Source organism: Luteibacter flocculans, from assembly GCF_023612255.1.
Taxonomy (GTDB): Bacteria; Pseudomonadota; Gammaproteobacteria; order Xanthomonadales; family Rhodanobacteraceae; genus Luteibacter; species Luteibacter flocculans.
This window is the reverse complement of the sequence record NZ_CP063231.1, coordinates 4,110,543-4,123,382: the sequence shown is the minus strand read 5'-3', so window position 1 is coordinate 4,123,382 and position 12,840 is coordinate 4,110,543. Positions and strand designations below refer to the sequence as shown.

The window sequence follows — 12,840 nt, the reverse complement described above, 5'->3', positions numbered from 1 at the left end:
CGTCGTTCAGTCGGGGCGCACCACACGGGCCACGGCTTCCGCCAACGCGGCCTGCGAATAGGGCTTCGCCAGACGCGGAAGCTCGATGTGTGGGCCCGGCGGAAGATCGGCGTAACCGGTGGCGAGGATCACGGGCAAGTCGGGATAACGTTCACGCAATTGCGCCGCGAGCTGCATGCCAGTCATCTGCGGCATGGCGTGATCGGTAATGACGAGATCCACGCTTGCGCCTTCCAGCACCGACAAGGCTTCCCGTCCCGAACGCGCGGCGATCACGGTGTAGCCCAGGTCTTCCAGCATTTCGATCGTCGTGGCGCGAACGAGGTCGTCATCGTCCACCGAAAGGATACGCAACGTACGCGACGACGAGCGGCGTTCGAAGACATGTGCCTCCGCCTCCACGACGGGCGCCGGTGCCTCCATCGCCTCCGGCGCTGCGGCGGGTAGCCAGATCTCGGCGGTGGTGCCTATGTCCTTCCGGCTGCGCAGCAGCAGTGCGCCGCCGAGCTGTTCGGCGAGGCCGAGCACCATCGACAGCCCAAGGCCGGTGCCCTTGCCGACGCCCTTGGTGGTGAAGAAGGGTTCCGCGGCGCGTTTGAGCGTGGTCTCGTCCATGCCCGAACCCGTGTCCGACAGCATGAGTCTGACGTAGTGACCGGGGCGCACCGGTCCATCGGCATCCTGCACGCGCACCTCATCGGTGGCGATGGTGAGGGTGCCCACGCCGTCCATCGCGTCGCGTGCGTTTACCGCAAGGTTGAGCAGGGCGGTCTCGAGCTGGTTCGCATCCGCCTCCACGGCAGGCAAGCCGGTGGCGAAGCGGGTTTCGATGACGATGGTGCCGCCGAGCGAACGTTGCATGAGATCCTTCATGCCTTCCACCAGCAGGCGGAGATCGACGCGTTCGGTCTTCAGTTCCTGTCGGCGGGCGAAGGCCAGCATGCGCCGCGTCAGCGTCGCACCGCGCTCCGCGCCGGCCTGTGCATTGTCGAGCAAGCGCAGGAGCACCGGCTCGGCCGGCATGCGTTCGCGCAACAGTTCCAGGCTGCCATGGATGGCCATGAGCAGATTGTTGAAATCGTGCGCGACGCCGCCGGTAAGGTTGCCCAGCGCTTCCATCTTCTGGACCTGCATCAGCTTCTGCTCCGCCTGGCGGATGGCCTCCTCGCTGCGCTCCAGTGCCGCCGTGCGTTCGACGACCTTCGCTTCGAGCTCCTCCATGAAACGCCGCTCGCTTTCGCGCACGTCGGCTTCGGCACGGACACGGCGCATGTGCGCCCAGGATCGCTCCGACACTTCGCGCAGCAGCGCCAGCTCGCGCTCCTGCCATTGACGCGGCTCCCTGGCGTGAATCGCCATCAGCGCGGTGAGCTTTCCTTCCTCCCGCAACGGCATGCACACGGTGGCGCCGACGCCAATGTCGAGAAAGGCCTTCGCTTCGTCGGGGGAAAGTTCGGCGCGACTGTCGTTGACCACCAGCGGCTCGCCGGCATGCAGGTTGCGCACGGCCAACTGCCCGAAGTCGTTGAGGCTGTAGCGGCCGACGATGCTCTGCGAGTCTTCATCCGCCCAGTCGCCACGGATGGTAAAGCCGTCCTCGTCGGCGTCCATGTCGGCATAGGCGCAGATCGACACGCCGAGATGTTCGCCGAGCATGCGCGTGGTCACCTTGAGGATCGTGTCGGCGTCCGCGTGCCGTGACGTTTCCTCGCGCAACGTATCGAGAAAGCGCAGGCGGGCTTCGTTCTCGCGTACGCGCTCCTCGGCCAGCACGCGCTCCGTGGTCTCGACGACGATGGCAATCACGCCACCGGGCTTGCCGCTATCGTCCAGCACGGGTGAATAATCGAGATCCATCCACACCGGCTCGGGCTTGCCGTGGCGCTCCAGGGTGAGGCGCTGATCCTTGTAGGCCAGGGTGCCGCCGGCCAGGCCGACGCGCATGACGTTGTCGTTGAAGTCGGCGACTTCCGCCCAGCCCTTGCGAACTTCGGAGCCGAGGATGCCCGGATGTCGGCTGCCCGCGAACACCGAATAGGCGTCGTTGTAGATCATGAAGCCCTTCTCGCCCCACAGCAGCACGATGGGCACGGGCGAGAGCAACAGCAGGCTGGTCACCGTCCGCAGCGCCGCGGGCCATTGCTCCAGCGGACCCACGTCGGTCGACGCCCAGTCGAAGGCGCGGATGAGCGCGCCCATTTCGCCACCGCCTTTAAGCCAGGGCAGATCGGTCGGGTCGCCGGGCGGGGCAGGGGAGTTGGCGATCATCGTGCTCCGGTCCAGGACATCACTTGCGGGTTGGAGTGGAGTTTAGCCAGTGAGAACGTGATGGCGACCGCAAGACCCGACCGCATCGTTCAGGGACCTGCGCGGGTCCGTGCGTCGTCGAGTACGTGGCATAGGGTCTGCACACCGGGCAGGATCGAGGGCGAGGGCAGGGCCAGGGTCGGGGCATCCACAGCCAGCACGTTGCCGTGCCGTGCCGCGGCGAGAAACGCGATGTGGCGCCAGCCGTCCAGCGAGCCGCCGTCGCCGCCGCCGAGAATGGCGTCCGGGTTGCGCGCCAGTACGGCCTCCCGGGTGACGGTCGGTGCCGCCTGCGCCAGATCGGCGAACACGTTGTCGCCGCCGCAGAGGCTTAGCGCGTCATCCGTGATCTGCGCATGGCCGATCGTCATGAGCGGGCGGTCCCACACCTGGTAGAAGACCTTGAGCCGCCGCTTGCCGGCATAGGCACCGCGCAGGTGATCGAGCGCGGCATCGAACGTGCGCGCCGCCTGGTCCGCCGCCGCCGAGGTGCCCGCCAGCGTGCCGAAGCGGCGCACGGCAGGCGCAATGTCGGCCAGGCGTACCGTTTCTGCGTAGAACACGGGGATGCCGAGCTGCTTGAGTTTGTCCACCTGGGCCGCGGGCGTACCGCTCTTCCAGATGACGATGATGTCGGGCTTCAAGCCCACGATCCGTTCGAGATCGAGCGTGGTCGCATCGCCGACGACGGGCACCTTGCGCGCTTCCGGCGGGTATTCGGTGAACCGCGAGGTGCCCACGACATAGGCCCCGGCACCCGCGGCGAACAAGGTATCGGTGATGTTCGGCGCGAGGCTGACGATGCGCCGTGCGGGTGCGGCGAGCGTTACCGTGCGGCCGGCATCGTCGACCACCGTCACCGTCACCGACGCTGCGGCGGCGGTGCCGGCAACGACGAAGGCGAGACATGCGAGAAAGCGGATCATGGCGATGGCGCGGCCCTCAGGGTTCGGCCAGGCGCTCGGCGCGGAAGAACAGTTCGCCGCCGAGTGTCACGCCGTGGATGGGGTGGTGGAAGGCAGCGCTCAGGTGATCGCTGGTAATGACGGCATCCTTCGGGCCTGCCAGCGCGCCGCCTCTGCCATCGAGCAATACCGCATGCGTGGCGTGCTGGAAGGCGAGGTTGATGTCGTGGACCGTGTAGACCACGGACTTGCCCTCCTGCGACGCCGCGCGCATCAGTTCGTGCAACGCCTTCATCTGATGATGCAGGTCGAGCGAGGCCAGCGGTTCGTCGAGCAGCAGCACGTCCACGTCCTGCGTGAACAACGTGGCGATGTTCACGCGCTGGCGTTCGCCGCCGGAGAGCGTGGTGACATCGCGTTCGGCCAGCGTTTCCAGTTCGAACGTGCGCAGCGCGCGTTGGGCGGGTGCCGGCTGGTCCTCGCCCCAGGCCCAGAACGGCAGGCTCGGGTGACGTGCGGACATCACCGCATCCAGCACGCTGAGGCTGAAGGCATCCACGATCGTCTGCGGAAGAAAACCGCGCCGCCGTGCCAGTTCGATCGGTCGGTACGACGCGATGTCGCGATCCCCCAGCGTCACGCGGCCACCATCGGCAGGCCGCAACCCGGCAAGCGTGCGCAACAGCGTGGATTTGCCGGCGCCGTTGGGGCCGAGCACGCACCAGACGTCACCCGGCGCCACGCGCATGTCCAACGCATCGACGAGGCGCCGGCCACGCATCGACAAGGCGAGCGATTCGGCGGCGAGTTCCAGACTCATCGGCGCCGCACCAGCAGGACCATGAAGGCGGGAACGCCAATGATCGCCATCACCGCACCCACGGGTAACTGGATCGGATCGACCACGATGCGCGAGATCGTGTCCGCGATGGTCACCACGATGCCGCCGCCGATCGCGCAAGCCGGCAGCAGCACGCGCTGGTCGTTGCCGACCACGCGGCGCAAGGCATGCGGCACCACCAGCCCGACGAAGCCGACCGTGCCGGCGGTGGTCACCGCCACCGCGGTGGCGACCGAGGCCAGGGCGAAGATCGCCGACTTGACGATGTTCGGGCGTACGCCGAGCGCGCTGGCCGATTCCTCGCCGCGCATCAGCAGGTTGAGTTGCCGCCCCAGCGGGGCGGCCAGGACGACACAGACGAGCAGGGTCACGACGGGCCAAGCGCCGTGCGCCACGCCGCTCAGGTCACCCATCATCCAGAACAGCATGCCGCGCAGGTTACGGTCGGGCGCGAGCACCAGCATCATGCTGACGATGGCGCCGAGGCCGGCCGCCAGCATGACGCCGATCAGGATGAGGTCGGTGGAATCTTCGCGCTGCGCCGCACGTGCGCGCGCCAGGAGATCGCGATGCGCCAGCACGAACACGGCGATACAGGCGAGCAGTGCACCGGAGGCGGCACCCGCCGCGGTGGCGAGCGCGCCGGCTCCCGCGAGCATGGCGCCCAGTGCGCCGACCGCCGCACCACCCGACAGTCCCAGCGTGTACGGATCGGCCAGCGGGTTGCGCACCAGGATCTGCATCAGGCATCCCGAGATCGCGAGCAGACCGCCCACGCCGAATGCGGCGATCGAACGCGGCAGGCGCAGCTCCCAGACAATGGTATGCATGGGCGTGGGATCGGCGGAGCGCAACGCCTGCCAGGAGGAGGCCATGCTGGAATCGGCACCGCCCAGCAGCAGGGAGCCGAGCACGACGATCGCAGCGATGAACAACATGACCAGCCACAGGCGAAGGGCCGACGCGAACGTGGTCATGCGTGGCAGCGTCGATTCACGCATCTAGGGGGCAAGCGACGGAGGCAAGCGATGGCGGTCGCGCATTGTACCATTCGAGGCTTCGCCTGGCCTTCCTGCGCCCCCACCGCCCCCCGGAGCCCCGCCATGCCTTACCAAGCTGCGCCCAACCGTTACGACAACCTCATGCCTTATCGCCGCTGTGGCCGCAGCGGCATCGACCTTCCCGCTATCTCGCTGGGCCTGTGGCAGAACTTCGGCGGTGCCGACGTGTTCGAGACCGGCCGCGCGATCCTGCGCCGCGCGTTCGATCGCGGCGTGACGCACTTCGATCTCGCGAACAACTACGGTCCGCCGTACGGGTCTGCCGAGGAGAATTTCGGCCGCGTGATGGCAAGCGACCTCGCGCCTTACCGCGACGAGCTCATCATCTCGACCAAGGCCGGTTGGGATATGTGGCCCGGTCCGTATGGCGGCATCGGCGGCAGCCGCAAGTACCTCATCGCGAGCCTCGACCAGTCGCTCAAGCGCATGGGTCTCGATTACGTCGACATCTTCTATTCGCATCGCGTGGACCCGACCACGCCACTCGAAGAGACGATGGGCGCGCTGGCGCATCTGCATCGTCAGGGCAAGGCGTTGTACGTCGGTATCTCCAGCTATTCGCCGGAACTGACGCGCAAGGCCGCTGCCATCCTCGCCGAGGAGCGCGTGCCGTTGTTCATCCACCAGCCCAACTACTCGATGTTCAACCGCTGGATCGAGGAAGGCCTTCTCGACACGCTGGAACAACTCGGCACCGGCTGCATCGCCTTCTCGCCGCTGGCGCAGGGCCTGCTCACGTCGAAGTACCTGAAGGGCATACCCAGCGATACGCGCGCCACGCGCGCCGGCTCACTCAGCAAGGAGCAATTGAGCGAGGCCAACCTGGAGCGCATCCGCGCGCTGAACGCCATCGCCGAGCGTCGCGGCCAGTCGCTGGCGCAGATGGCGATCGCCTGGGTGCTGCGCGACCCGCGCGTAACGTCGGCACTGATCGGCGCCCGCACCGTGGAGCAGCTCGACGATTCGCTCGGCGCCCTCGCGGGCCTCGCCTTCACCAGCGAAGAGCTGGCCGAGATCGATCGCTACGCGAACGACGGCGGCGTCGACCTCTGGAAGTCGTCGGCGCAGTTGTAAGAATCAGCGTTACGTCGTCGAACCGCGAACCATTTCGACGGCTGGAAGCAGCCGTTTCGTGTGTACTGCGTACCTACCTTATTCGGTGCGACATCATGCGAAGCGGCTTCCCCCTCGTGCTGGCGCTCGACTCGTCTTTCTCGACGAAGGTTTCCGATCGCCTCGCTGTGCTTACCGCGCCGCCGATGTCCGCTTGGATGTCGGGGTCGTCGCGAGGCCGTCCAGATAAGCGCAGAACATGTCGGCCATGGCTTCTGAATACGCGTGAATTTGCGCTGCCGACCGCGGGCTCTCCGAGAACTGCTTGCCGACCGCGCTCAGTGTCGTGGTCATGAGTTCGGCCGCGAGCGCGCGCGTGGCCTTCGGCGCTTTCGGCACCGCTTCCTGCACGAAGCGCTCGGCCGTGCGTCGGCCTGCCGCCTTGATCTCCTGTGCCTCGGGCGCATCGCGATAGAACGGCGCGGCATCGTCGAGCGCCACGCGCATGGCGGCTTCCTCGCACTCGGAACGAATGAATGCATGGACGAGGATGCGCACGCGTTCGAACGGCGGCTTGCTCGTGTCTTCGAGAATGCCGCGCAGCAAGTCCGACGTCTGCCTCCACTCGTCGCTTTGCAGGCGAAACAGGATCGCCGCCTTGTTCGGGAAATACTGGTAGAGCGAGCCCACGCTGACGCCGGCCTTCTCCGCGACCCGCGCGGTGGTGAACCGGTGCGCGCCTTCCTTCGCCAAAACCTGAGCAGCGGCCTCCAGCACCGCCGCCACGAGTTCGTTCGAGCGTGCCTGTTTTGGCTGTTTTCGCGAGTGAATACGGGGTTTCGAGCGTTCGGTCATGGGCTGGCCGCCAATGCGAATAGGAAAAGTGACGAATCAGTCGCATTCTAATCCGGCGCGCAAAACCACGCCTCTCACTTCGCTGGAACACTTATGACTACGTTGACTGCCACGCCTGTGGCTCCCCTGCTTGACCGCCTCTTTGTCGAAGCGGACATGGCGTCGCCCGAGATGACGGCCGAGTTTGCCGCGATGGATCGGAATGACGTCGACCGCCTTATGCGCAGCAAGACCACCTATCGCGCGTTCTACGAACGCCTCAAGGATTTCCCGCTTCCGGTTTCCCGAGAAGGCGGCCGCCTGCTCTACATGCTGGCACGAGGCTGCGGAGCGAAGACCATCGTCGAGTTCGGTACCTCGTTCGGCATTTCGACGGTGCATCTTGCCGCCGCCCTGCGCGACAACGGCGGTGGCCGCCTCATCACCAGCGAGTTCGAACCGTCCAAGGTGGTCCGCGCGACGGCCAATCTCATGGCGGCCGGCCTCGCCGACCTGGTGGAGATTCGCGAAGGCGATGCCTTGCAGACCCTGGCGATCGACATGCCGGAACGCATCGACCTGCTCCTGCTCGACGGAGCCAAGGCGCTGTATGCCGACATCCTCGATCTCGTGGAGCACGCCCTGCGTCCGGGCGCATTCGTCATTGCCGACAACGCCGACTACAGCCCGGACTACCTCGCTCGGGTACGCGATCCGGCCAACGGCTACCTGTCCGTGCCGTTCGGGGAAGACATCGAAGTGTCGATGCGGATAGCGTGATGGCGCGGCATCGCCCCTGCGGCCGGCGTCCCCGCGAAGGGCGCGTTCGGGCAGGGCGCAGCCGAGGGCGGCCGGCGTGAACCGGTCACCCGTCGGCCGGGGCGACGGCTTGCCGCCATCCGCGTGTAAAATGGGCGTTTTTTCGTCAGTAGAATCGTGCATTCAGTCCCACGGGCGGCCCTGCGCGGCCCGACGTTCATTCGCCTGCTGGCCCGACTCACGGCCGTCGAGACCGACGCGCCGGGCGCCTCCCTGCCGGATCGTCTGAGTCGCTGGCTCGATTGGACGCACGCCATTGCCCTGTCCACGGCGCTCGATGGGCAGACCCAGGCACCCGATGCAGAGGCCCCCGCCTTCGACGCCGACGTGGAAGCGGAGTGCGCGCAGGTCCGCGCCAGCCTGGTCCGGTCGATCGAGGGAGCCCGTGAACTCGCCACGCCGGGTCCGGCGACGATGACCGCCTCCACGCCGGATTACGCGCCTTTCCGCCAGCGCCACCTCGCCATCCAGCGTTCGATTCAGGCGCACACCGGCCAGTTGCGCGGCCGGCTGCGCGACATGCTGGCGCAGCGCTCGCCGGAGATGGCGCGGCTGGCCGAGGTGGATGCCGTGATGGAGATGGCGCTGAGCCCACGCGAACATCGCTTGCTGGGCCAGGTGCCCACAGTGATGGCCGACCATTTCGACCGCCTGCGTCGCGGTGCCGACGCCGATGGCGAGACCGCACCGGGCGCGTGGCTGGACCGTTTTCGCCAGGACATGCGCCACGTGCTGCTCGCCGAGCTGGACGTTCGCCTTCAACCGGTGGAGGCGCTGCTTGCCGCGCTTCGCACCCGCTAATCGAGACATCATGTTCAGACAGTCGCTCTATTTCATCGTCTTTCTCGTGGGCCTGGCCGTCGTCGTCTGGGTCGGCTGGGGCTATCTCGCGTCCAATCCGCTGGGTGCTGCCGTCGCCGCCGCGATCGGTGCGTGTTACCTCGTCGGTGCGCTGGAACTGCATCGCTACCGTCAGGCGACCGCGAGCCTGAGCGAGGCCGTTGCGGGGCTAGATAGCGCACCCTCCGATCTGGGTACATGGCTGGCGAACCTCCATCCGAGCCTGCGCAATGCCGTGCGGCTGCGCATCGAGGGTGCGCGCGCTGCGTTGCCCACGCCGGCGCTGACGCCGTATCTCGTCGGTCTGCTCGTGCTGCTCGGCATGCTCGGTACGCTGCTCGGCATGATGGCGACCTTGCGCGGTACCGGCATGGCGCTGGAAAGCGCGACGGATCTGCAGGCCATCCGCGGATCGTTGGCCGAGCCGGTGAAAGGCCTCGGCTTCGCGTTCGGCACCTCCATTGCCGGTGTAGCGACCTCGGCCATGCTCGGTCTGCTCTCGGCACTGTGCCGGCGCGAACGCCTGCTGGCAGTGCAGCGCCTGGACGTGGCGATCGCCACTCTGCTGCGGCCCTATTCGCAAGCGCATCAGCGGGAAGAAGCCTTCCGGCTATTGCAGCAGCAGTCCGCCGTGATGCCCACGCTGGTCGAACGACTGGAAGCGACCATGGCGACGATCGAGCGGCAGAGCATCGCCGCCGCCGAGCGCCAACTCGCCAGCCAGGAAGCCTTCCATGCGCGCACCGAGGCCCTCTATCAGCAGTTGGCGTCGTCGGTGGAGCGCTCGCTGAAGGAAAGCATTGCCGAAGGCGTGACCGCTTCGGCCAGCGCGACGCAGCCGATCGTGGAAGCGACGATGGCCGCGCTCTCTCGCGAGACGGCAGCGTTGCACGACAGTGTGACGCACGCCGTTCAGCGGCAGATCGATGGTCTTTCGGGTGCATTCCAGGCGGCGTCGTCGACGGTGGAAACGACGATGGCGTCGCTCTCGCGTGAGACCGCAGCGCTGCACGACAGTGTGACGCAAGCTGCTCAGCGGCAGATGGATGGTCTCTCGGGTGCATTCCAGGCGGCATCGACGACGGTGGAAGCGACGATGGCGTCGCTCGCTCGCGAGACGACATCGCTGCACGAAAGCATGACGCAGGCCGTGCAGCGGCAAGTCGATGGGCTGGCCGGCGCGTTCCAGACCGCTTCGGCAGCGGCAGCCAGCCAGTGGAAGGACGCGCTCGCCGACGCGGGGCTTGTGTTGCAGAACGGTACGACGTCGATGCTGGACGCCGTGCGACAGTCGCAGAACGACGTCCAGGCGACGCTGGAGTCGCGCGATCGCGAACGTCTCGCGGCATGGACCGACGCGCTTTCTTCGATGGCCGACGCCTTGAGCGCGCGCTGGACGCAGACGAGCGATCAGTTCGCGCAGCGCCAGCTCGAACTCGGCGATGCGCTGGCAACCACGACGCGCGAGCTGTCGGAGCGCACGCAGGCGCAGGCCAGCCACACCATCACCGAGGTCTCGCGGCTAGTAGAGGCGGCCACGGAAGCGCCGCGTATTGCCGCGGAAGTGGTGGCCGAACTGCGCGAGAAATTGTCGGACAGCATGCTTCGTGACACGGCGATGCTCGAAGAGCGCAGCCGCCTGCTCGCCACGCTCGAGACGCTGCTGGATGCGGTCAATCACGCATCGACCGAACAGCGCACGGCAGTGGATGCTCTCGTGGCGACGTCTGCGGATCTGCTCGACCGCGTGGGCAGCCGCTTCACCGATCACGTGGAAGCGGAGACCGGCAAGCTCGAAGCCGTGGCGGCCCAGCTCACCGGAAGCGCGGTGGAAGTGGCAAGCCTCGGTGAGGCCTTCGGCACGGCGGTGACGGCGTTCGGGCAGTCCAATGAGGCCTTGATGGAGCGCCTCGACCGCATCGCGGGTGCGCTCGACGCCTCGCTCGTTCGCAGTGACGAACAGTTGGCGTACTACGTGGCACAGGCGCGCGAAGTGGTCGATCTCAGCGTGTTGTCGCAGAAGCAGATCATCGAAGACATGCAGCGCCTCGCTGGCGGAGCGACGTCGGCATGAGCGACGAGCTGGAACTCGAAGGCGAAGCCGGCGTACCGATCTGGGCGGCGTTCGGCGATCTGATGTCGGTGCTGCTCGGCGCTTTCGTGCTCATTCTCGTGGGCGTGATCGGCGTGCAGTTGCAGCTATCGCATCGGCTCGACGAGGAGGTGCGCCAGCGTCAGGCCGAACAAAGGCGTCGTACCACGCTGGAACAGGCGCTCGCGGCGCCGCTTGCTGCGGGGCGGGTGACGTTGGTGGATGGCCGCATCGGCATACGCGGCAGTGTGCTTTTTGCGCTGAACTCCGATCAGCTGCAGCCGGAAGGACAAGACGTCCTGAAAAGCATCGCTGGCCCGCTGTCCGAGTATCTGAAGTCGCGCGACGAGATCCTGATGGTCAGCGGCTTCACCGACGACCGCCAGGTACACGACGGTAATCGTCATTTCACGGATAACTGGGAACTGTCGGCCGAACGCGCCTTGACGGTGACGCGCGCGCTGGTAGCGGAAGGCGTGCCGGCTTCGTCGGTCTTTGCAGCCGCTTTCGGTGCGGAGCAACCCGTCGGTTCCAACGCGAGCGAGGAAGGTCGCGCGATGAATCGTCGCGTGGAGATTGCGCCGATTCCGCGACCGCCCAAGTCGACCAAACCGCCGCATGGATCGTAAGGCCGCATCCCTGCTGCACCTGCATCTCATCGAGGCGCTGGAACGGCGCGCCGTGATGCATGACGGTGAAGTGCGGCGCGTGCTCGACGAGCGCTTGCGTGCGCTCAGGCAATCGCACGTTGCAGATGCGCGTGTGGACGATGTCGCAACGACGGATCAATCGTCGCACAGTGCGCTTGGCGATCTACTTGCCGGGTTGCCAGGCAATACGGCGTATCCCATGTTGCCCGCACTCGATGAATTCCAGGCACGATGGTCACAGTTGCGCGCCGAGAGCCAATGGCGTCATTCGCTCGAACACACCGCGGAGAACGCAGGACCGCTGAACTCGAGTGCGCTCGTTCATCGCTCGATTGCGCTGATGCGCGACACGTCCCCCGGCTACCTGCGCCATTTCCTTTCCTATCTCGATGATCTGTCGTGGCTGGAAGGCCTGGCAGACCGCAAGGCGGCATCCATCGACGCCGGCGCCCCCACGTCCGCCAGCATCGGCAAGCGCCGGAAGAGCAAGCCGCGAACACGCGGATGACATCGCGCGAGGTTTGACCCCACTCATTCGCTATCGATGTGCGCCTGCATGCAGGCGACGAGTGCATCGAACACCACCATGCAGCGGCGGCTGCCACGCAGATCGCCGTGCATCGTCACCCAGGTTTCAAGCGGGAAGGAGAATGCGTCAGGCAGCACGCGTTGCAGCCGTGCATCACGGGCCGCGATCGCCGACTGACAGGCGCCGATGCCGAAGCCCGCACGGATCATCGCAAGATGCGCGACGTCACTGTCGCAGCGCAGGGCGAACGCATCGCGATGCCAGAACGGAAGCCGCACCTGAGCGGAGCGCACGAAGGGCGTCTCGGTGTCGAAACCGATGAGCGTGTAATTCGGCAGCTCATCGAGCGTGGCGGGCGCGCCGCATGCCGCCAGATAATCGTCTCGCGCGAACAGGCCCACCTCGATCGTGCCGATGCGGCGCGCGACCAGTGCGTCCTGCTGCGGCGGCGTCATGCGGATGGCAATGTCCGCTTCGCGTTGCAGCAAGTCCTGTACGCGATTGGTCGGCACCAGTTCGATGGCGAGCAAAGGATGCTCACGGCGCAGGCGTGCCAACGCCGCTGGCAGTACCTCGACGGCAATCACTTCGCTCGCCGAAATACGCACGCTGCCGCGTATGCCTTCGCCTTGGCTCAGCGCCTCGCGTTCGAGCGCCGCCGCCATGTGGTGCATGGACTCGGCGTACCCGCGCAGCGCCTCGGCGGTCTCGGTCGGCACGAGCCCCGCCTGGGTCCGGGTGAACAAGGCTTGCCCGAACGCCGCTTCCAGCGCGGAGACGTGGCGGCCCACGGTGGGCTGAGCGATGCCAAGGCGGCGCGCCGCGCCCGACAGCGACCCCTCCGTCAGTACGGCGAGGAACGTGCGGTAGTGCTCCCACTCGATGCCCTTGGTCATACGAAAATGTATA

General features: G+C 66.6%; 12 protein-coding genes. 6 read left to right on the top strand and 6 right to left on the bottom strand.

The genetic code is table 11. The features are described 5' to 3' along the window. Nucleotides 1–6: 6 nt before the first annotated feature. The 4 genes from IM816_RS17925 to IM816_RS17910 all read right to left on the bottom strand — a co-directional run bounded on the left by IM816_RS17925 (nucleotide 7) and on the right by IM816_RS17910 (nucleotide 5,030). Complete coding sequence (locus IM816_RS17925; RefSeq protein ID WP_250339140.1) at nucleotides 7–2,268, bottom strand: response regulator; 2,262 nt, start codon at nucleotides 2,266–2,268, stop codon at nucleotides 7–9. An 89-nt stretch (nucleotides 2,269–2,357) separates the two neighbouring features. Continuing rightward, nucleotides 2,358–3,233, bottom strand: a complete 876-nt coding sequence (locus tag IM816_RS17920; protein ID WP_250339139.1) for a cobalamin-binding protein — start codon at nucleotides 3,231–3,233, stop codon at nucleotides 2,358–2,360. A gap of 16 nt (nucleotides 3,234–3,249) precedes the next feature. Continuing rightward, on the bottom strand, nucleotides 3,250–4,032 hold the full coding sequence (locus tag IM816_RS17915) for an ABC transporter ATP-binding protein (RefSeq protein ID WP_250339138.1): 783 nt from the start codon (nucleotides 4,030–4,032) through the stop codon (nucleotides 3,250–3,252). Beyond that, nucleotides 4,029–5,030, bottom strand: coding sequence for a FecCD family ABC transporter permease (locus IM816_RS17910; protein WP_250339137.1), 1,002 nt, complete (start codon nucleotides 5,028–5,030; stop codon nucleotides 4,029–4,031). The genes IM816_RS17915 and IM816_RS17910 overlap by 4 nt, the downstream gene beginning before the upstream one ends. A 126-nt stretch (nucleotides 5,031–5,156) precedes the next feature. On the opposite strand from IM816_RS17910, the gene mgrA reads away from it, so the two are divergent. Then, the gene (mgrA, locus tag IM816_RS17905) at nucleotides 5,157–6,188 is read left to right on the top strand and encodes an L-glyceraldehyde 3-phosphate reductase (protein ID WP_250339136.1); all 1,032 of its coding nucleotides are present in this window, start codon (nucleotides 5,157–5,159) and stop codon (nucleotides 6,186–6,188) included. 171 nt (nucleotides 6,189–6,359) lie between these two features. Here mgrA and IM816_RS17900 read toward each other — a convergent pair whose 3' ends face one another. Next, nucleotides 6,360–7,022 (bottom strand): TetR/AcrR family transcriptional regulator, encoded by a 663-nt coding sequence (locus IM816_RS17900; RefSeq protein WP_250339135.1) that lies wholly within the window; start codon nucleotides 7,020–7,022, stop codon nucleotides 6,360–6,362. Nucleotides 7,023–7,115: 93 nt separating this feature from the next. On the opposite strand from IM816_RS17900, the gene IM816_RS17895 reads away from it, so the two are divergent. The 5 genes from IM816_RS17895 to IM816_RS17875 all read left to right on the top strand — a co-directional run bounded on the left by IM816_RS17895 (nucleotide 7,116) and on the right by IM816_RS17875 (nucleotide 11,910). Continuing rightward, nucleotides 7,116–7,781 carry an O-methyltransferase gene (locus IM816_RS17895; protein WP_250339134.1) on the top strand — a complete coding sequence of 222 codons (666 nt, stop codon included), beginning with the start codon at nucleotides 7,116–7,118 and terminating at the stop codon, nucleotides 7,779–7,781. A 153-nt stretch (nucleotides 7,782–7,934) separates the two neighbouring features. Then, on the top strand, nucleotides 7,935–8,621 hold the full coding sequence (locus tag IM816_RS17890) for a DUF3348 domain-containing protein (RefSeq protein ID WP_250340795.1): 687 nt from the start codon (nucleotides 7,935–7,937) through the stop codon (nucleotides 8,619–8,621). A gap of 10 nt (nucleotides 8,622–8,631) precedes the next feature. Beyond that, nucleotides 8,632–10,734: a hypothetical protein gene (locus tag IM816_RS17885; protein ID WP_250339133.1), complete on the top strand. Its 2,103-nt coding sequence runs from the start codon at nucleotides 8,632–8,634 to the stop codon at nucleotides 10,732–10,734. After that, the gene (locus tag IM816_RS17880; RefSeq protein ID WP_250339132.1) at nucleotides 10,731–11,381 is read left to right on the top strand and encodes an OmpA family protein; all 651 of its coding nucleotides are present in this window, start codon (nucleotides 10,731–10,733) and stop codon (nucleotides 11,379–11,381) included. Before IM816_RS17885 ends, IM816_RS17880 begins: the two co-directional genes overlap by 4 nt. Continuing rightward, entirely contained in the window at nucleotides 11,371–11,910 is a 540-nt protein-coding gene (locus tag IM816_RS17875) for a DUF2894 domain-containing protein (RefSeq protein WP_250339131.1), read from the top strand. The genes IM816_RS17880 and IM816_RS17875 overlap by 11 nt, the downstream gene beginning before the upstream one ends. 23 nt (nucleotides 11,911–11,933) lie before the next feature. Here IM816_RS17875 and IM816_RS17870 read toward each other — a convergent pair whose 3' ends face one another. Continuing rightward, nucleotides 11,934–12,827 (bottom strand): LysR family transcriptional regulator, encoded by an 894-nt coding sequence (locus IM816_RS17870; RefSeq protein WP_250339130.1) that lies wholly within the window; start codon nucleotides 12,825–12,827, stop codon nucleotides 11,934–11,936. Nucleotides 12,828–12,840 lie beyond the last annotated feature (13 nt).